At 64.7% G+C, this 17,766-nt stretch carries 15 protein-coding genes; 6 read left to right on the plus strand and 9 right to left on the minus strand.

What is annotated here, in order from left to right; genetic code table 11:
* Positions 1-60 precede the first annotated feature (60 nt).
* Positions 61-1,686 (plus strand): glycosyltransferase family 39 protein, encoded by a 1,626-nt coding sequence (locus tag BCCGELA001_RS03600; RefSeq protein ID WP_060734642.1) that lies wholly within the window; start codon positions 61-63, stop codon positions 1,684-1,686.
* A gap of 62 nt (positions 1,687-1,748) precedes the next feature.
* On the opposite strand, the gene BCCGELA001_RS03605 is transcribed toward BCCGELA001_RS03600, so the two are convergent.
* The 5 genes from BCCGELA001_RS03605 to BCCGELA001_RS03625 form a co-directional block, all read right to left on the minus strand.
* A complete protein-coding gene (locus BCCGELA001_RS03605; protein ID WP_008542539.1) occupies positions 1,749-2,066 on the minus strand; it encodes an HPr family phosphocarrier protein in 318 nt (105 codons plus the stop codon).
* Positions 2,063-2,464: a PTS sugar transporter subunit IIA gene (locus BCCGELA001_RS03610; protein ID WP_007597752.1), complete on the minus strand. Its 402-nt coding sequence runs from the start codon at positions 2,462-2,464 to the stop codon at positions 2,063-2,065. Before BCCGELA001_RS03610 ends, BCCGELA001_RS03605 begins: the two co-directional genes overlap by 4 nt.
* Before the next feature lie 208 nt (positions 2,465-2,672).
* On the minus strand, positions 2,673-3,065 hold the full coding sequence (locus tag BCCGELA001_RS03615; RefSeq protein WP_236840816.1) for an HPr kinase/phosphorylase: 393 nt from the start codon (positions 3,063-3,065) through the stop codon (positions 2,673-2,675).
* Positions 3,066-3,118: 53 nt separating this feature from the next.
* Positions 3,119-4,915 carry a sensor histidine kinase gene (locus BCCGELA001_RS03620; protein WP_060734643.1) on the minus strand — a complete coding sequence of 599 codons (1,797 nt, stop codon included), beginning with the start codon at positions 4,913-4,915 and terminating at the stop codon, positions 3,119-3,121.
* 116 nt (positions 4,916-5,031) lie between these two features.
* Positions 5,032-5,733, minus strand: coding sequence for a response regulator transcription factor (locus BCCGELA001_RS03625; RefSeq protein ID WP_008542552.1), 702 nt, complete (start codon positions 5,731-5,733; stop codon positions 5,032-5,034).
* Positions 5,734-5,974: 241 nt separating this feature from the next.
* On the opposite strand from BCCGELA001_RS03625, the gene BCCGELA001_RS03630 reads away from it, so the two are divergent.
* The 3 genes from BCCGELA001_RS03630 (at position 5,975) to BCCGELA001_RS03640 (ending at position 11,282) form a co-directional block, all read left to right on the plus strand.
* Positions 5,975-6,724: a HugZ family pyridoxamine 5'-phosphate oxidase gene (locus tag BCCGELA001_RS03630; RefSeq protein WP_008542554.1), complete on the plus strand. Its 750-nt coding sequence runs from the start codon at positions 5,975-5,977 to the stop codon at positions 6,722-6,724.
* Positions 6,725-6,788: 64 nt separating this feature from the next.
* On the plus strand, positions 6,789-9,377 hold the full coding sequence (locus BCCGELA001_RS03635) for a CHAT domain-containing protein (RefSeq protein ID WP_060737469.1): 2,589 nt from the start codon (positions 6,789-6,791) through the stop codon (positions 9,375-9,377).
* 288 nt (positions 9,378-9,665) lie between these two features.
* Positions 9,666-11,282, plus strand: coding sequence for a phosphoenolpyruvate carboxykinase (locus BCCGELA001_RS03640; RefSeq protein ID WP_008542575.1), 1,617 nt, complete (start codon positions 9,666-9,668; stop codon positions 11,280-11,282).
* Between the two features lie 208 nt (positions 11,283-11,490).
* Here BCCGELA001_RS03640 and BCCGELA001_RS03645 read toward each other — a convergent pair whose 3' ends face one another.
* Both BCCGELA001_RS03645 and BCCGELA001_RS03650 read right to left on the minus strand, forming a co-directional pair.
* Positions 11,491-12,306: an acyl-CoA thioesterase gene (locus BCCGELA001_RS03645; RefSeq protein ID WP_060734644.1), complete on the minus strand. Its 816-nt coding sequence runs from the start codon at positions 12,304-12,306 to the stop codon at positions 11,491-11,493.
* 231 nt (positions 12,307-12,537) lie between these two features.
* Complete coding sequence (locus BCCGELA001_RS03650) at positions 12,538-15,054, minus strand: glycogen/starch/alpha-glucan phosphorylase (protein WP_060737470.1); 2,517 nt, start codon at positions 15,052-15,054, stop codon at positions 12,538-12,540.
* Positions 15,055-15,264: 210 nt separating this feature from the next.
* Between BCCGELA001_RS03650 and BCCGELA001_RS03655 the strand changes: the two genes are divergently transcribed.
* Positions 15,265-15,498, plus strand: coding sequence for a hypothetical protein (locus tag BCCGELA001_RS03655; RefSeq protein WP_008542603.1), 234 nt, complete (start codon positions 15,265-15,267; stop codon positions 15,496-15,498).
* Between the two features lie 155 nt (positions 15,499-15,653).
* Positions 15,654-16,085 (plus strand): hypothetical protein, encoded by a 432-nt coding sequence (locus tag BCCGELA001_RS03660; protein WP_008542605.1) that lies wholly within the window; start codon positions 15,654-15,656, stop codon positions 16,083-16,085.
* Positions 16,086-16,148: 63 nt separating this feature from the next.
* On the opposite strand, the gene BCCGELA001_RS03665 is transcribed toward BCCGELA001_RS03660, so the two are convergent.
* Entirely contained in the window at positions 16,149-16,958 is an 810-nt protein-coding gene (locus tag BCCGELA001_RS03665) for a DUF2865 domain-containing protein (RefSeq protein WP_008542607.1), read from the minus strand.
* 212 nt (positions 16,959-17,170) lie between these two features.
* Positions 17,171-17,734, minus strand: a complete 564-nt coding sequence (gene pyrE, locus BCCGELA001_RS03670; protein ID WP_008542609.1) for an orotate phosphoribosyltransferase — start codon at positions 17,732-17,734, stop codon at positions 17,171-17,173.
* Positions 17,735-17,766: the final 32 nt, after the last annotated feature.

Genomic DNA, 17,766 nt, shown 5'->3' on the forward strand with positions numbered 1-17,766 from the left:
GGGGCTTTGTTCACGCCAAGCTGATTCCATGACGGGCCAAAACGCGCTAGGCAACCTGCCATGTCGACGACTTCGATCCCCTCTGCCAGAACGCGCGCGAAGACCCGGTTGAGCTATGCCCGCTTCCGGGCCTGGCTGGTTGCCTGCGCGACCCGGCCGGAAGCGCGCCTGTGGCTGGTGATCCAGCTCGCCATCCTGCATGGCGTGCTCTGGACCTTCATCCTGATCAATCTCAAGGCAGCGCAGGACGTTCATATGGACGTCGCAGAGGCCTATGGCTGGGGCCAGAAATTCCTCTGGGGCTATGGCAAGCATCCGCCGCTGTCGGGCTGGATCGCCGGCGTCTGGTTCAAGATGTTCCCGGCGACGGATTGGGCGACCTATGCGCTGGCCATGGCGACGGTGAGTCTGGGCATGGTGATCTGCTGGCTGGTCGCCTTGCGCGTGGTCGATGCGCGGCGCGCGTTCCTCGTCGTCGTGATGATCGCGCTCTACCCGATCTTCAATTTCAAGGGCTTCAAGTACAACCCGGATCTGCTCCAGCTCGTCACCTTGCCGCTGCTCGTGCTCGCTTATCTCAACGCGTTCGCGAAGCGGAGCTGGCAATCCGGCATCTTGCTCGGGCTCGCCGGCGCGCTGGCGCTGATGACCAAATATTGGGTGCTGACCATGATCGGCGCCGTCGGCCTTGCCGCGCTGATTCATCCGGAGCGATTGCGTTTCCTGTCGTCGCCGGCGCCATGGGTCGCGATCGCGACGATGGCGGCGGCGATGATCCCGCACATCGTCTGGCTGGCGAACGCGCATTTCGTCCCGCTGACCTATGCCGGCGACACCTACAGCCTGCAGGACGCGGACCTGATGCATCGGCTCGTCGCCGGCTATGTCCTGCACAATGTCGCGCTGCTGGCGCTGCCGGTGGCGCTCGCCGCGCTGGCGATGGCGCTGGTGCCGCATTGGTTCACCCTGCTGCTGCGCGCGCCGCTGCGCATCGTCACGCGGGCCTGGGCGCGCGGAGGCAATCCGGGCGTCAACCTCTCGCAGGCGCTGAACGTCTGGATCATCCAGGTCATCGTCGCGGTCGGTCCCCCGCTCGGCGCGCTGCTGTTCAGCATCTACATGAAGACCGATTGGGGCATCTCGCTGTTCTTCCTGGTGCCCCTGGCGCTGGTCGCAATCCCCGCATTGCGGGTGCAGAGCGCCGTGCTGTTCAACATCGCCGCGATCTGGCTCGTGATCAGCGCCGCGACGCTCGCCGCCTCGCCCTGGATCGCCGCGCGCGAGATGGCGGCCAATACCGGCAACACCGCGACCTACGGCGCGCGCTCGGAGCTGGCGCGCGAGCTGACGCAGGCCTGGCACACCCGCTTTGCCTCGCGCTGGGCCATCGTCGCCGGCACCATGGAATCGATCCAGCCGATGGTGTTCTACAGCCCGGATCATCCCGCCGCGTTCTTGCCGCTCGAGCCCTGGAATTCCGGGCTGACCTCGCTCGAGGACGTCAAGAGATATGGCTTCATCGGCGTGTTCGATCCGACCGACGGCCGCCTGCCCGCCTTCGAGAAATGGGTGTCGGAGATCGCGCCGAATGCCGAGCGCATCGTGATGACCACGCGCCGATTCACCCACGGCAAGGCCGGTCCGGCGATGACCTGGAACGTCTACATCGCAGGGCCAGCGAAGTAGAAGGGTGCGGTAGGGTGGGCAAAGGCGTGAAGCGCCGTGCCCACCATCTTGCGAGAGAGAACCTAAACCCCTTCCTCGTTGAACTTGCTTTCAACGAGTTCGGTGATCGCCGCGAGCGCGGCTTCCGCTTCTTCGCCGGCGGCCGCGACCGTGATCGTGGTGCCGGGACCGGCCGCGAGCATCATCAGGCCCATGATCGAGGTGCCGCCGACGGTCTCGCCGCCGCGCGTCACCCACACTTGCGCGTTGAAGCGCTCGACCGCCTGGACGAATTTCGCCGAGGCGCGCGCATGCAGGCCGCGCTTGTTGATGATCAGAAGCTCCTTGGAGATCGCGCCCGCGGGCACGCCTGTCCCCGCTTGTGGCGCGTCGTCGCTCATTTGCCGGCGAGCACGCGGCTGGCAATGGTGACGTATTTGCGGCCGGCTTCCTGCGCCATCGCGATCGCGTCGGGCAGCGGACGCTCCTCGCGCACCTTGGCAAGCTTCACCAGCATGGGCAGATTGATGCCTGCGAGCACTTCGACCTTGGGCCGGCTCATGCAGGATATTGCGAGGTTCGACGGCGTGCCGCCGAACATGTCGGTGAGGATCGCAACGCCGTCGCCGGAATCGACGCGGTTAACCGCCTCGATGATGTCGCTACGGCAGAGATCGGAATCATCCTCGGCGCCGATCGTGATCGCTTCGATTTGCTTTTGTGGGCCCATGACATGCTCAAGCGCTGCCTTGAATTCGTCGGCAAGGCGCCCGTGGGTCACAAGTACTAGACCAATCATCGGAAAACTCCTCGCGGGCGCTTTTGGTGCACCGCACGAACGCGCCACTTTGACCATCCAGAGCCCCCGCGCAAGGGGGGATGTTGCGTATCTCCCTGAATCTAGACGGAAGGATAAGGGGAGCTGCGCCGGTCTATTCGGTCGCGATAGTGGGGTTCATATGGTTACCATTTCCCTTCAAACAATCGCCTGAGGGCTTAGCAGAAGGTTAACTCTTGGTAGTGGTCAAGGCCGCGACAACCAGCGGGAGGGGCGAATAGTCGCGGCTGATCGGAATACGCGGTAACTCGACACCTAAAATGCTGGTTTTTAGCGCTTCTGCCGCAGGCAGCCGTTCCGCGTCCGTTGCGTCCAGATCGACCAGGAGACCGACGGTCGCATGCTCCACGAACTCGCACCGGCGGATTCCCAAGCCCCGGATCTCGATCAGGCCAGCCAGGCGAGGGGCGGGCCGGACCTCAATTTCATTGCCGAGTGTCGCCAGATGGACACGGTCGTCGCCGACCAGAACGGCTCTTTCAACCACGCCTGATCGCCCTGCCATGATCAGATCGAAGGCAAGGCGCGACTTGCCGGAGCCCGAGGGACCGCGGATCAGCACCGCTCTTTGTCCGACCCTGACCGCGGAGGCGTGCACGCTGGGGCCGCCGTCACTCATAGCGCCGGCAGCCTCACCACGAAGCGTGCGCCCGCCACCGTCGGCACGCCCTCATGGTCCGGCGGGCCAACACGGTTCTCAGCCCAGATGCGTCCGCCATGCGCATCGACGATCTGCTTGGATATCGACAGGCCGAGGCCGGAGTTTTGGCCGAAGCCTTGATGCGGACGGTCGGTGTAGAAGCGCTCGAAGATGCGCTCCAGCGCGTCGTCGCGAATGCCGGGACCGTCGTCATCGACCACGATCTCGATCTCGCCGCGCACGCGGCGGCAGCTGAGGCGCACCTTGCTGCCGCGCTCGGAAAACGATTGCGCGTTGGAGAGCAGGTTGGAGACGACCTGTCCGAGCCGAGAATCGTGGCCGCTCACGGCGAAGGTATCGGTCGGGCCGCGGCCCTCGAAGCGGGTCTCGACCGCGACGTCATGGCCGAGCTTGGTCTCGTTGGCAACGGACACCAGCGTCGTCAGCAGGCGGCGCAGGTCGACCGGGATCGCGTCCTGACGCTGCAATTCGGCATCGAGGCGGCTGGCGTCGGAGATGTCGGAGATGAGACGGTCGAGCCGTTTGACGTCGTGCTCGATCACCTCGAGCAGGCGTGCACGGCTGGTCTCGTTGCGCGCCAGCGGCAACGTCTCGACCGCGGAGCGAAGCGAGGTCAGCGGGTTCTTCAGCTCGTGGGCGACATCGGCGGCGAACATCTCAATCGCCTCGATACGGCTGTAGAGCGCGCTGGTCATGTCGCGCAGCGCGCCCGAGAGGTGGCCGATCTCGTCGCGCCGGCGGGTGAAATCGGGGATCTCGATGCGGGCCTTGATGCGGCGGCGGACGCGCTCGGCGCTGTCGGCGAGCCGGCGCACGGGACCTGCGATCGTGCTGGCCAGCAAAAGCGACAGCATGATCATCACGGCGGCCGCGACGCCGCCGACCTTGAGGATGGCGAGGCGCTCGGCAGTGACCATCTGGTCGATGTCGTCGCCCTGCGTCGACAGCATCAGGGCACCGTGGATGGCGCGCGAGCGCAGCACGGGGACCGCCACCGAGACAATCACCTCGCCGCGCGCATTGACCCGCACCATCGAGCGCTTCTGGCCCTGGAGGGAGTCGCTAACCTCCGCATAACCATTGCCGTTCTCGGGCCCGAGCTCGCGATAGAGCGGCAGGTCACCGCGGTTCAGCCAAGTGCGCACCGCGACCATGCCGCGCTCGACGATGCCGGGCTTCTCTGCAGGCGGCGGCAAATTGTAGCGCAGCACGTTCTCGAGATTGCGGCTGTCGACCAGCAGGCTGCCGTTCGGATCGTAGATGCGGGCGCGGGTCTTCGTCGGCGAGATCAGCGTGCGCAGCACCGGCGCCACGCGTTCCGGATTGATCGGAAAGTCGAGCGGTGAATATTCGTCCGAGCCGCCATAAGTCTCGCCCGGCTTGAGGTCGAGCAGCCGGTCGGGATCGATGGTGATGGCGTTGGTCTGCACGGTGGCAGAGGCCGCGATCGCGCCGGCGATGATCTCGGCCTGCACCAAAAGGCTCTGCGCCCGCGCGTCGATCAGGCCGGCGCGGAACTGCGAGAGGTAAAGGATGCTCGCGACCAGCGCGACGAGGCCGGCGAGGTTGAGCGAGACGATGCGGCGGGTCAGGCTCGAGAAGGACAGCGCGAAGAAGAACTGCCCGGCGCGCGTCAGCCAGTTCAGCGGCCGGAAGCCTTGCGGCTTGCCTTCGGCAATTGGCTCCTGAACGCCGTCGGATGCGAAATCCCCGGCGCTCTGGTTCGGATCGGGCTGCGTTCGGTCGAGCAATGCTTACGCCCGCGTTAGGACGGCGTTGAGAAGGTCCCCACATCCTAGAGCGACCCCGGTGCCGATGGAATCAGAACCGGCGATGCTCTCAGTCGTTCGTGAAGCTGCCTGCCGCCTCAGGCTTCCTTGAAACGGTAGCCGACGCCGTAGAGCGTCTCGATCATCTCGAACTCGTTGTCGACCACCTTGAACTTCTTGCGCAGCCGCTTGATGTGGCTGTCGATGGTGCGGTCGTCGACATAGACCTGATCGTCATAGGCGGCGTCCATCAGCGCGTTGCGGCTCTTCACCACGCCGGGGCGGGTCGCCAGCGCCTGCAGGATCAGGAATTCGGTGACGGTGAGCGTCACCGGCTCGTTCTTCCAGGTGCAGGTATGCCGTTCCGGATCCATGCGCAGAAGGCCGCGGTCGAGTGCCTTGGCGTCGTTCTCCTTCGGTGCGACCGTTGGGTCCTTCGGTGCCGAGCGGCGCAGCACGGCCTTGACGCGCTCGACCAGCAGGCGTTGCGAGAACGGTTTGCGGATGAAGTCGTCGGCGCCCATCTTGAGGCCGAACAGTTCGTCGATCTCCTCGTCCTTGGAGGTCAGGAAGATCACCGGCAGGTCGGACTTCTGCCGGAGGCGGCGCAGCGTCTCCATGCCGTCCATGCGCGGCATCTTGATGTCGAGGATGGCGAGGTCGGGTTGGGTGGTGCGGAAACCGTCAAGCGCGGAGGCTCCGTCGGTGTAGGTCATGATGCGGTAGCCTTCGGCTTCCAGCGCGATCGAGACGGATGTGAGAATGTTGCGGTCGTCGTCGACCAAAGCGATTGTGGGCATGAGCCTCTGCTTTCTGCTTTCCGTTTGGGTCGTGGCTTGAAACGGCGAGCAATCCAGTGATGCGCCGCATACAATGGGTGCCGAAGTGGCGTTCAAACTTGGTTACCGAGCAATGCAAGCTGGGCTGAAGTGTGACCAAGTTCCACGAGACACGGCAGATTCGCCGCGTCTCGACCCATAATCTGGTCCCCGTTTACCCGAAAAAAGGCCCCCCTTGCAACCACCTGACCTGAGAAAGCCGATGCAACCGACCGACGATTTCGACCCCGGAAAGCTCGCCAAATCGCTGCTGAGGCGCTCGCGGCAGGGGGCCTTGGCCACCCTGATGGTCGGCAGCGGTGATCCCTATTGTTCCCTGGTCAATCTGGCCAGCCATCCGGACGGCTCGCCGATCCTGCTGATCTCGGGCCTTGCCGTGCACACCAGGAACATCCTGGCGGACAGCCGGGTCTCCCTGATGCTGGACGAGCGGGCTGCCGGCGATCCCCTGGAAGGGGCGCGGATCATGCTGTCCGGCCGGGCGGAGCAGGCCGAGGCCGACAATGACCTGCTGCAGCGGCGGTATCTCAATGCCCATCCGTCGGCGGCAGGCTTTGTTTCGTTTAAGGATTTCTCCTTTTACCGTATCCGGCCCACGGGAACCCATCTGGTTGCCGGCTTCGGCCGGATCGTCGATCTCAAGCCCGAGCAGTTCCTCACGGACCTCACCGGCGCAGAGGACCTGCTGGCGGCAGAGGAGGGGGCCGTGGAGCACATGAATGCCGACCACCGCGACGCCATGAACCTCTATGCGACGCAGCTGCTAGGCGCGGCCGCGGGCGACTGGCGCTGCACCGGCTGCGATCCGGAAGGCCTCGACATGCAGCTCGATCAGGCCGCGCTACGGCTCGATTTTCCCGAGCGGGTGACGGACGGCACGTCGCTGCGCAAGATGCTGGTCCGCCTTGCTGGTGAAGCGCGCAACAAGATGGACCAGGGCGCAAGGCATTGAACGCTGCCGCCGGTCGCGGCGACCCAAGTCCGTGATCGATCCGGCGGCGGCAGCGAGAGTGTTCATGGCAAGATGGAATCGACTGGCGCTGGTCGCAGCGCTCGCACTCGCCGCGAATGCCTCCACGCCGACGGCCGCGTTTGCCCAGCAGGGCAGCCTTGCGGCGCAGGGCGCGCGGATCAACGAACTCAGCAAGGCCAGCCGATATTCGGAAGCGCTGCCGCTCGCGCAGGCGATGGTGGCGAGCCTCGAGAGGAGCCGCAATGGCCGCGGTCTCGCCGCTGCGCTCAATAATCTCGGCCAAGTCCATGCCGGACAGGGCCGCGACGATCTGGCCGAGCCGATCTACATGCGTGCGATCGCGCTGATGGAAAAGTCTCTCGGTCTCGACACCGTCCTGATCGCGCCCGTCCTCACCAATCTTGCCGCACTCTATCAGCGACAAGGCCGTTTCGCCGAGGCCGAGCCGCTATTCCAGCGTGCGCTCGCCGTGCGCGAAAAGAGCCTGTCGCACGAACATCCCGACGTCGGTCAGTCCCTCAACAATCTGGCCACGCTCTACGTCAAGCAGGAGCATTTTGCCGAGGCCGAGCCGCTGTTTCGACGGGCGCTTGCGATCTACCAGAAGGCTGCAGGTCCCGAGCATCCCGCGGTTGCGACCGTCCTGAACAACATTGGTCAAGTCGATCGCGACCTCAACCGCCATGCCGAGGCTGAAGCGCCGATCAAGCGCTCGCTCGCGATCCGCGAAAAGGCGCTGGGGCCGGATCATCCCGATGTCGCCCGCTCGCTGAACAACCTTGCGGGGCTCTATCAGCACCAGCAGCGCTATGCCGAGGCCGAGCCGCTGTATCGACGCGCCCTGGCGATCCGCGAACGCGCCTTCGGCGCCGATCACCCCGACGTTGCGATCTCGACCAGCAATTTCGCCTATTTCCTCCAGGTATCCGGGCGGACCGCCGAGGCCTTGCCGCTCGCAGAGAAGACGCTCGCCAACAATCGGGCGCAGCTGCGCGTCGTGCTACCGGTCCTGTTTTCCGCGCGGCAGCAGCGTCTCCTGCCTGACGACAAGGCGCTGGACGAGGCGCTCGCGGCGATCCAGCGCGGCACGCAATCCTCCGCGGCCTCCGCCGTGAACAAGCTCGCGGTGCGGCTCGCAGCCGGCAGCGACCGGCTCGCCGAGCTCGTGCGCAGGGATCAGGATCTCGCATCCGAGTCCGAAGCGCTCGACAAGGCGATCATCGCCGCGGTGTCGAAACCGTCTGCGCAGCGCGATTTGAGCGTCGAGCAGCGCAGCCGCGCGCGGATCGCAGCGATCGCGAACGAGCGCAGCGGATTGCAGAAGACGCTCGCGGTGGAATTTCCCGACTATGCCTCGCTGTCCAACCCGCTGCCGCTAGCTACCAGGGAGATTCAGGTCTTGCTGTCGGCCGATGAGGCGATGGTGGTCTATGCCGTCGTCGACAAGCAGAGTTACGTAATCGCGATCACGCGCGAGGGCGTCGACTGGAAGGAGATACCGCTCGGCGCGGATGCGGTGACACAGAAGGTTGCTGCATTCCGCAAGGGGCTCGATGTCGGCAAGGCGCGTGATGCGTCCGGCTTGTTCGACCTCGGTCTCGCGAACGAGCTCTATGTCGCGCTGCTCGGTCCGGTCGAGGCGCTGACGAAGGACAAGCGCAATCTGCTGGTGGTGCCGTCGGCGGCGCTGACCGCGTTGCCGTTTCATCTGCTGGTCACTGAGAAGCCGCAGGCTGCGATTCCGGACAGGCTCGAAGGTTATCGTAGTGCCGCCTGGCTGTTGCGGCGTCAGGCCGTTTCGGTGCTGCCCTCGGTGATCAGCCTGAAATCGCTGCGTGCCTTTGCGCGCAGGGATCACGGCGTCAAGCCGATGACGGGTTTCGGCGATCCCGTGTTCAACCCTGCAGCCGAAGGGCCAGCCGAGCGTCGCGCGGCAAGCAGCAAGGTCGCGGCGCGTAGCATTGCCACCACCGCCTATACCGATTTCTGGCGCGGCGCCGGCGTCGATCGTGCAAGGTTGGCGCAGGCGCTGCCGCAACTGCCGGATACTGCGGACGAGCTGACCGCGGTGGCAAGGGATGTCGGCGCGTCCGAGGCCGACATCCATCTCGGCCGCGATGCCAGCGAAACGACGCTCAAGCGTGCAGCGCTTGCTCAATACGGCATCATCTACTTTGCCACCCACGGCCTCGTCGCCGGCGACATCAAGGGACTGGGCGAGCCATCGCTTGCGCTCTCCATTCCCGACCGGCCATCGGAGCTCGACGACGGCCTTCTCACCGCAAGCGAAGTCGCCCAGCTCAAGCTCAATGCGGATTGGGTGGTGCTGTCGGCCTGCAACACCATCGCGGGCGACAAGCCCGGCGCCGAAGCCCTGTCCGGATTGGCGCGCTCGTTCTTCTATGCCGGTGCCCGTGCCTTGCTGGTTTCACATTGGGCGGTGGATTCGGAAGCTGCCACGCGCCTGACCACGTCGACATTCGATCTGCTCAAGAACGAGCCGAAGATCGGTCGCGCCGAAGCCTTGCGCCGCGCGATGTTGACCTATCTCGACGACGCCTCGTCACCGCGCAACGCCTATCCCGCGATCTGGGGGCCGTTCGCACTCGTTGGTGAAGGTGAGGTAAGATAAGACGCCAAGCGGGTATTGTGCGTCGCAATAACCGGAAGTAACGCCTCAATGCACGTTTGGTTGCGCGACCATTCGTGCTTTTTTGGTGCGTCCGCTCAGAGCTGACATGCGCGACGTTTGGCGCGGTCTTTGAATAAACCAAATCCTACGGGATCAGCTTGGCAACGCCAGCGTTCATCAGTATTAGGTCGTTCCAGCCGAGGCCGGAACGGCCTATTATTAACGGTGACCGCGATGGCGTCCAAACTTGGTCGCGCTGGGTGTCGCGGGTTCTAGGAGGATTTTTTCGTGCAAGAGACGGGCGTGCGCAACGGTGCCTTCGGCGCCGACAAATTCGGCTTAAAGAATCTCAAGCAGGTTCACTGGAACCTCGGTGCGCCGCAACTCTATCAATACTCGCTCTCGGCGGGTGAGGCGGTGCTGTCCGCCGATGGCGCGCTTTGCGCCGACACCGGCGAATTCACCGGTCGCAGCCCGAAGGACAAGTTCACGGTGCGCGACGCCACCACCGACAAGAAGATGTGGTGGGCCGGCAACCAGTCGATCACCGCAGAGCAGTTCGAGACGCTCTACCAGGACTTTCTCAAGCACGCCGAAGGCAAGCGCCTGTTCGCGCAGGATCTCTATGGCGGCGCCGATCCGGCCTATCGGATCAAGACGCGCGTCTTCACCGAGCTCGCCTGGCACTCGCTGTTCATCCGCACGCTGCTGATCCGCCCCGAGGCGATCGAGCTGGCGACCTTCGTGCCGGAGCTCACCATCATCGACATGCCGAGCTTCCGCGCCGATCCTAAACGTCACGGCTGCCGTTCGGAGAACGTCGTCGCGATCGACTTCGCCCGCAAGATCGTCCTGATCGGCGGGTCTTATTATGCTGGCGAGATGAAGAAGTCGGTCTTCACCACGCTGAACTATTACCTGCCCGAGCGTGGCGTAATGCCGATGCACTGCTCGGCCAATGTCGGCGCCAAGGGCGACACCGCGATCTTCTTCGGGCTGTCGGGTACCGGCAAGACCACGCTGTCTGCCGATCCCAACCGCACGCTGATCGGCGACGACGAGCATGGCTGGGGCCCGAACGGCGTCTTCAATTTCGAAGGCGGCTGCTATGCCAAGTGCATCAAGCTGTCACAGGAAGCCGAGCCCGAAATCTATGCGGCCTCCACCCGCTTCGGCGCGGTGCTCGAGAACTGCGTGCTCGACGAAGACACCCGCGTGGTCGATTTCGACGACGGCTCCAAGACCGAGAACACGCGCTCGGCCTATCCGCTCGACTTCATTCCGAACGCCTCGCGCACCGGCCGCGCGCCGCAGCCGAAGAACGTCGTGATGCTCGCGGCCGACGCCTTCGGCGTGCTGCCGCCGATCGCAAAGCTCACGCCGGCGCAGGCGATGTATCACTTCCTCTCCGGCTACACCGCCAAGGTCGCCGGCACCGAGCGCGGTCTCGGCAACGAGCCGCAGCCGGAATTCTCGACCTGCTTCGGCTCGCCCTTCCTGCCGCTCGACCCCAGCGTTTACGGCAATATGCTGCGCGACCTCATCGCCCAGCACAATGTCGATTGCTGGCTGGTCAACACCGGCTGGACCGGCGGCAAGTACGGCACAGGCAACCGCATGCCGATCAAGGTGACGCGCGCGCTGCTCACCGCCGCGCTCGACGGCAGCTTGCGCAACGTCGAATTCCGCACCGACAAATATTTCGGCTTCGCGGTCCCGACCGCGCTGCCGGGCGTGCCTCACGAGATCCTTAACCCGGTCAACACCTGGAAGGACAAGGACGAGTTCGACAAGACCGCCCGTGCGCTGGTCGGCATGTTCCAGAAGAACTTCGCCAAGTTCGAAGCGCAAGTGGATGCAGAGGTTCGCGCGGCTGCGCCGGACGTGAAGCTCGCCGCGGAATAGTCGCTCTCTCTCTTCATCGCAAAAGGGCGGCCGCGAGGCCGCCCTTTTTGTTTTTCCTTCTCCCCTTGTGGGAGAAGGTGGCGCGTAGCGCCGGATGAGGGGTTCTCTCTGCAAACTCAAGTGCGAGAGATGAGCCCGCGGAGAGAACCCCTCACCCGTCTCGTCGCTGCGCGACGATCCACTCTCTCCCACAAGGGGAGAGGGGCACCTACGCCTTAAAATAGGCGATTTGCGTCGTAGTGGCGAGCAGTCGCCCGTTCGGGGACCACAGCTCGCCGTTTTGGTCGCCATAGCTCCTGTGGAAGATCTTCGCGTCCGCCGTCGCCAGCACGCGCGTGATGTCTTCAGTTGCGAGCTCCTCGCCGGTCGTGTGGAAATAGGTCGTCAGCGACACCGTGCCGAACGGCACCAGCTCGCGCCGGGCGTGGAAGATGCGACCGAAGAAGGCATCCGACATCGACATCAGCGACAGCATGTCGAGCTTGCGCGGCGTGCGGTCGCCGATCCAGATCTTGGAATAGGTGCTGGCGGGCTCGGCCTGCGGCGGGCCGATCCGCATCTCGCCCTCGACGAAGCGGAATTCATACTGATTGGCCCAGGATGCCGAGATTTTCGGGAACGGCAGCGTCTGCTCGAACGGCTTGGCATTCGGGCATTTCGCCACCCTGTGTTCCCACGATGGCCGGCGCTCGGCGAACACGGCGGTGGCGAGCGTTGCGACCTCGCCGCCGCCCTGGCTGAGCTCGACGCTCCAATGCTGGCTGGAGCGGTTGGCCTTCACCAGCCGCACGTCGAGATCGAACGGCCCCTTGGCGATCGGCGCGCAGTAATTGACGGTGAGCGCGAGCGGATCGCCGGCGCGTTCGGGATGGTCGATCAGCGCGCGCAGAATTGTCGCGGCGGTGGCGCCGCCGAACGGACCGACGAAGGCCCAGTAACCGTCGCTGGTGTGCCCCTGCCAGCTGGAGTCGCCCGCGGTAATGCGGGTGGCGTCGTCGAAGGGATGGGGGAGCTTGGCATGCATTGGTGGTCCTCGATGGCTCCGGCCGTCATTGCGAGGAGCCCTTGCGACGAAGCATCCAGGCTGTCTCCGCGGGAAGATTCTGGATTGCTTCGCTGCGCTCGCAATGACGGCGGTTGAGGTTAGGGCGTCCGCATCGCAGGCGCCGGTCTGGGAATGATGATGATCATATCATCATCATTCCCGCCTGATGCAATAACCTCGCAGGTAACGACGCTTCCACGTCGCGGAAAATCAGCCCGCGACGTCGCGCAAATTCGGCAGCAGCGGCGTGGTCGGATTGACCGGCACGTTCCAGATTTCCTCGGCATATTCGCGGATGGTGCGGTCCGAGGAGAACCACGCCATGCGCGCGACGTTGAGGATGGAGGCGCGCGTCCAGGCCGGCGAGACCAGCCAGCGCGCGTCGACCGCTCGCTGCGCCTCGTAATAGGAATCGAAATCGGCGCTGACCATGTAATGGTCGAGGTAACGCAGCGCGTGCGCGATGGACTCGAAACGACCGGGGTCGCCGGGCGAGAACTCGCCGGTCCCGATCGCATTGATGGCGCGCTGGAGCTTCGGCGAATTCCGGACGATGTCGGAGGCATCCAGCCCCTGCTTGCGCCGGATCATGACGTCGCCGGCCTCCAGGCCGAAGATCGCGATGTTCTCAGGCCCGACATGGTCGCGGATCTCGATATTGGCGCCGTCGAGCGTGCCGATGGTGATGGCGCCGTTCAGGGCCAGCTTCATGTTGCCGGTGCCGGAGGCTTCCATGCCGGCTGTCGAGATCTGCTCGGACAGGTCGGCCGCGGGAATGATCACTTCGGCGAGGCTGACATTGTAGTCGGGCAGGAAGGCGACCTTCAGCTTGCCGTCGACCGCGGGGTCGTTGTTGACGATGTCGGCGACGTCGTTGATCAGCTTGATGATCAGCTTGGCATAGCGATAGCTCGCCGCCGCCTTGCCGGCGAAGATCTTCACCCGCGGCACCCAATTGCCGTTGGGATCGTCCTTGATCGCTTGGTACAGCGCGACCGTCTCGATGACGTTGAGCAGCTGGCGCTTGTATTCGTGGATGCGCTTGATCTGCACGTCGAACAGCGCGCTCGGGTCGACCTTGATGCCGAGCCGCTCGCCGATCAGCCGCGCCAGCGCCGCCTTGTTGGCGTGCTTGACGGCGCGGAATTTCTTCTGGAATTCGACGTCGCTGGCGCGCGCCTCGATCAGGCTGAGCTGGGTGGGATCGTCGAGCACGGCCTCGCCGCAGGTCTCGCGCAAGAGGTCGGTCAGCTTCGGGTTCGCCAGCATCAGCCAGCGGCGAAAGGTGATGCCGTTGGTCTTGTTGGTGATGCGCCCGGGATAGAGATGGTTGAGATCGTGGAACACGGTTTCGCGCATCAGGTCGGAATGCATCGCCGAGACGCCGTTGATGCGGTGCGAGCCGACGAAGGCGAGCTGGCCCATGCGCACGCGGCGGCCGCTCTTCTCGTCGATCAACGAGACCGAGGCACGGAAGTCGATGTCGCCGGGGCAGCGCGCCTCCGCGAGCGCCAGATGCTGCACGTTGATGCGGTAGATGATCTCGAGGTGCCGCGGCAGCAGCCGCTCGAACAGCTCGACCGGCCAGGTCTCCAGCGCTTCCGGCAGCAGCGTGTGGTTGGTGTAGGAGAGCGTGGCGACCGTGATCTTCCAGGCCTCGTCCCAGCGGAAATTGTGGAGGTCGACGAGGATCCGCATCAGCTCGGTGACGGCGAGGCTCGGATGGGTGTCGTTGAGCTGCACCGCGACCTTCATCGCGAGGCTGCGGAGCTGGCCGTCGGAGCTGAGGTGGCGGTTGACGAGGTCCTGGAGCGAGGCGGAGACGAAGAAGTATTCCTGGCGCAGCCGCAGCTCGCGGCCCGCCGGGCTCTCGTCGTTCGGATAGAGGAATTTGCAGATCGCTTCCGCGCGTGACTGCTCCGCGCTGGCGCTGACATAATCGCCCTTGTTGAAGGCGTCGAGCTTCAACGGATCGGGCGAGCGCGCCGACCACAGGCGGAGCGCGTTGACGTGCTGGCCGCGCCAGCCGACGATCGGCGTGTCATAGGCGATCGCCTGCACGGTCTCGTCGGGATGCCAGATCGCGCGGTCGCGGCCCTTGTCGTCGACATGCTCGACGCTGCCGCCGAAATGGACGTGATAGATCACCTCCGGCCGCTGCAATTCCCAGGGGTTGCCGAAGCTCAGCCATTCGTCGGGATATTCCTGCTGCCAACCCTGATTGATGATCTGGCGAAACAGGCCGTAATCGTAGCGGATGCCGTAGCCGATCGCGGGGATCGACAGCGTCGCCATGCTCTCCATGAAGCAGGCCGCGAGGCGGCCGAGGCCGCCATTGCCGAGGGCTGCGTCGGGCTCGCATTTGCGCAGTTCGGGCAGCGACACGCCGAGATCGCCGAGCGCGACCTCGAAGATCTTGAGCAGCCCCATGTTGTTGAGCGCGTCGGTGAAGAGGCGGCCGATCAAAAATTCGAGTGAGAGATAATAGACGCGCTTGCGACCCGCGTCGTAGCTGTGCTTCTCGGCGGTGAGCCAGCGATGCACGATGCGGTCGCGCAGCGCCAGCGCCGCGGCCTGGTACCAGTCGTGCTTGGTCGCCATGCCCGCGTCCTTGCCGATGGCAAGGCGCAGCTTCGCCAGGATCGCGCCCTTGATCTCAGCCAGCGCGAGCTCGTCGATGGGCTGGCCCGGGGCGGGAAAATTTGGCTGGAAAGATTGATCTTGCAAGGCCTTCACTTCCTGGTCGACTGAACACTGAACCCTACGCGCCTGGCTCCCTGCATCCGAACCGTCACGGGCGCGGCCCGGCACTGGCGCAAATTTATGCAAGGACCGGGCCGGTTTGGGAACCCGGGTGAGCACGGAGAAACGCTGATTTGCTGCTAGAATGGCGGACAATTCAGCCATCACTGTGGAGGAACCGCCATGAGGCCTCTGATGAGACTGCTGCCCGAAATCGCCACTGCGACCCTGCTCGTCGTCAGCATCGGCGCCTCCAGCGCAGCTCTTGCCGCCGGCAAGCCCGGTCGCAGCGCCGACGGTCTCAGCTGCGGCTTCACCATCCCGCAGAGCGCATCTCCCGCATCCCGCTGCGCGGCCATCAAGCGCCAATGTGGCGGCAAGTTCTACGCGAGTGCGTGCGGGGACAAGCTGATGTCGGCAGCGAGGTGAGGGCGGCAAGCCCCCATCACCGGCGCTCGGTCTGGCTCAGGGCGTTTTCGCCTCAGAACAAATTAAGAACACTTTAGCAAGTCTTTGATATATCATAGTGATTCGGTATTGCGCCGACACAAGATCTAGCGTCCGTCAGACTCTGCGAGGACTACATGTCCACCATTGCCTTCGATCAGTTTGCCCTCACCCGGATCGCCGATTTCGCCCGGTCGCTGTCGCGTCTGCATCGGGCGGCGCGGCGGCAGCGAATCGACGACGACCAATTCGACCGCGAGTTCAACGCGGTGTGCCAGTCGATCTGGGGCTACACCATCGACGACGTCAGCGACGAGCTGTTCTCAACTGACGACCATCTGTTTCTCGACACGCTGGACGAGGCGCATGCGCGCATCTTCGCGGCCGAGCAAGGCTATGACCTCGTCGACGAGACCGGCATGCTGACCGATTGGTGGGGCTTCTGCTGGATGATTTTGGCCGAGAAGCGCGGCCTGCTGACGCCGGAGAACCGCGCTGCCGCGCGCGCGGCGATCGAGGAGAAATATCTGGCGGCACCGAACGTGATCGGTGTGATCATCGGGAGGTAGCGCGCTGGGTGCCCCGGGCGCTGCGCAGCAGCGTGCACGCTGCAGCGCGTCCGGGACATCATATCATTCCAACCCGGCCCGCTTCGCCGGCTTCTGCGCATTGGTCTTCGGCACCGTCACATCAGGCAGCGGCTCGCGCGCGATCTCGGCCGCGGCGGGGGCATCCGCGGAGACCGTCTCGGCGCGCACCGGCGCCACCTTCATCTCGCCGAGCCGCGCACGGACCTGTGCGGTGAGGCCTGGATAGGAGGCAACCGGAGTGAAATCTGCAGCCTGGTCGTTGCCGACGCGAATGCCGGTGTAGGCGACGAGGCCGTCGCTGGTGGCGATCACATCGCCGGCCTTCAGCGAGGAATCCAGTGCGAGGTCGACGGGGGCGAGGCCGACCGGCTCGCGGCCGTTGCAGGTGCAGTCCGCGCGCAGCGCCTTGCGATAGGAGAAGGCGTTCTCGCTATCGGTGTAGCGCTCGCCGGCCTGCGAATAGGCGCCCTCGATCGAGGAACCGAAATAGACCTTGGTCGTGCTGGCAGGACAGAATGCCTGGCACATCTGCGCCGGCGAGACGAGGCCGCGCATCAATGGAAAATACTTGCCGTCGCAGCTGCGCACGCAGAAGGCCGGGCCGGAGCCGCCCGCTGCCGCCGCCCGGGTCGGCGGCACATATTGCGGCGTTGCGGCATTCTGCTGCCCGGTGAAGGGATCGACATAGGAGTTCGACTGCTGCGGCACCTCGCGCTGGGGACGCTGCTGCTGCATCCCGCCGAAGAGAAAGTCGAACAAGCCTTCAGCCGAAACGGGAGCCGGCGCCGCAAGCAGCGGAGCTGCAAGGGTGGCGGCCACAAGTTTCGCGCGACGCCGCGCATGGGACGACATGTTACGCAATGCTCACTCCACCCGACGCTACTGAACCGGCTGGGACCACCCGGGTCTCAGCACATGATTCACGATAAAGTGGGATGGTAAATGAGCCGTTGCGCGGAGGCGGTTTCAAGTCGAGGCGGTGACCTCTTTAAGGCCGGCGCAGCTTTCGACGGATGGTTGCTTCAGGGCTACACCCGGCAAGACGGCGGAGGAGTTTTGCCACCTCAGGCCTTCAAGAACTCCGAGGCCTTGTACAGCGAGCGGAACGGCAGGCCGGCCGCACCGAACGTGTCGGTGGCGCCTTCCTCGCGGTCGACCATGGTCAGCACCAGCACTACTTCGGCGCCAATCTCACGCACGGATTCCACCGCCTTCATCGCCGAGCCGCCGGTGGTGGTGACGTCTTCGACGATCACGACGCGCTTGCCGGCCAGCGTCTCGCCCTTGGGCAGGCCCTCGATCGCGAGCTTGGCGCCGTGCTCCTTCGGCTTCTTGCGCACGAAAAAGGCCGCGATCGGATGGCCCTTGATCCAGGAGATCTGCGCCAGCGCACCGGCCAGCGGCACCGCGCCCATCTCGAGCCCGCCGATGAAATCCAGCTGGTCGTCCTTCAGCGCCTCATAGGTGAGCTCGGCGAGCAGGGTCGCACCCTCGGGGTCGAGCATGGTCGGCTTGAGGTTGAAGTAGAAATCGCTCTTGCGGCCGGACGCGAGCGTCACCTCGCCGCGGCCGAAGGAGCGCCGGCGGATGATTTCGAACAGGCGGGCGCGGGAGGCTGATTTCGACACGGCGGTCCCTCGAACAGCGTTTTTGGAGGAGG

Source organism: Bradyrhizobium sp. CCGE-LA001 (genome assembly GCF_000296215.2).
In the GTDB taxonomy this organism is placed as follows: Bacteria; Pseudomonadota; Alphaproteobacteria; order Rhizobiales; family Xanthobacteraceae; genus Bradyrhizobium.

What these genes read in the sequence shown, in the direction of transcription:
- BCCGELA001_RS03600 (WP_060734642.1), top strand. Translation starts at nt 61, where the DNA reads ATGTCGACGACTTCGATCCCCTCTGCCAGAACGCGCGCGAAGACCCGG.
- BCCGELA001_RS03630 (WP_008542554.1), top strand. Translation starts at nt 5,975, where the DNA reads ATGCAACCGACCGACGATTTCGACCCCGGAAAGCTCGCCAAATCGCTG.
- BCCGELA001_RS03645 (WP_060734644.1), bottom strand. Translation starts at nt 12,306, where the DNA reads ATGCATGCCAAGCTCCCCCATCCCTTCGACGACGCCACCCGCATTACC.
- BCCGELA001_RS03660 (WP_008542605.1), top strand. Translation starts at nt 15,654, where the DNA reads ATGTCCACCATTGCCTTCGATCAGTTTGCCCTCACCCGGATCGCCGAT.
- BCCGELA001_RS03635 (WP_060737469.1), top strand. Translation starts at nt 6,789, where the DNA reads ATGGCAAGATGGAATCGACTGGCGCTGGTCGCAGCGCTCGCACTCGCC.
- BCCGELA001_RS03655 (WP_008542603.1), top strand. Translation starts at nt 15,265, where the DNA reads ATGAGACTGCTGCCCGAAATCGCCACTGCGACCCTGCTCGTCGTCAGC.
- BCCGELA001_RS03665 (WP_008542607.1), bottom strand. Translation starts at nt 16,958, where the DNA reads ATGTCGTCCCATGCGCGGCGTCGCGCGAAACTTGTGGCCGCCACCCTT.
- BCCGELA001_RS03605 (WP_008542539.1), bottom strand. Translation starts at nt 2,066, where the DNA reads ATGAGCGACGACGCGCCACAAGCGGGGACAGGCGTGCCCGCGGGCGCG.
- BCCGELA001_RS03625 (WP_008542552.1), bottom strand. Translation starts at nt 5,733, where the DNA reads ATGCCCACAATCGCTTTGGTCGACGACGACCGCAACATTCTCACATCC.
- BCCGELA001_RS03610 (WP_007597752.1), bottom strand. Translation starts at nt 2,464, where the DNA reads ATGATTGGTCTAGTACTTGTGACCCACGGGCGCCTTGCCGACGAATTC.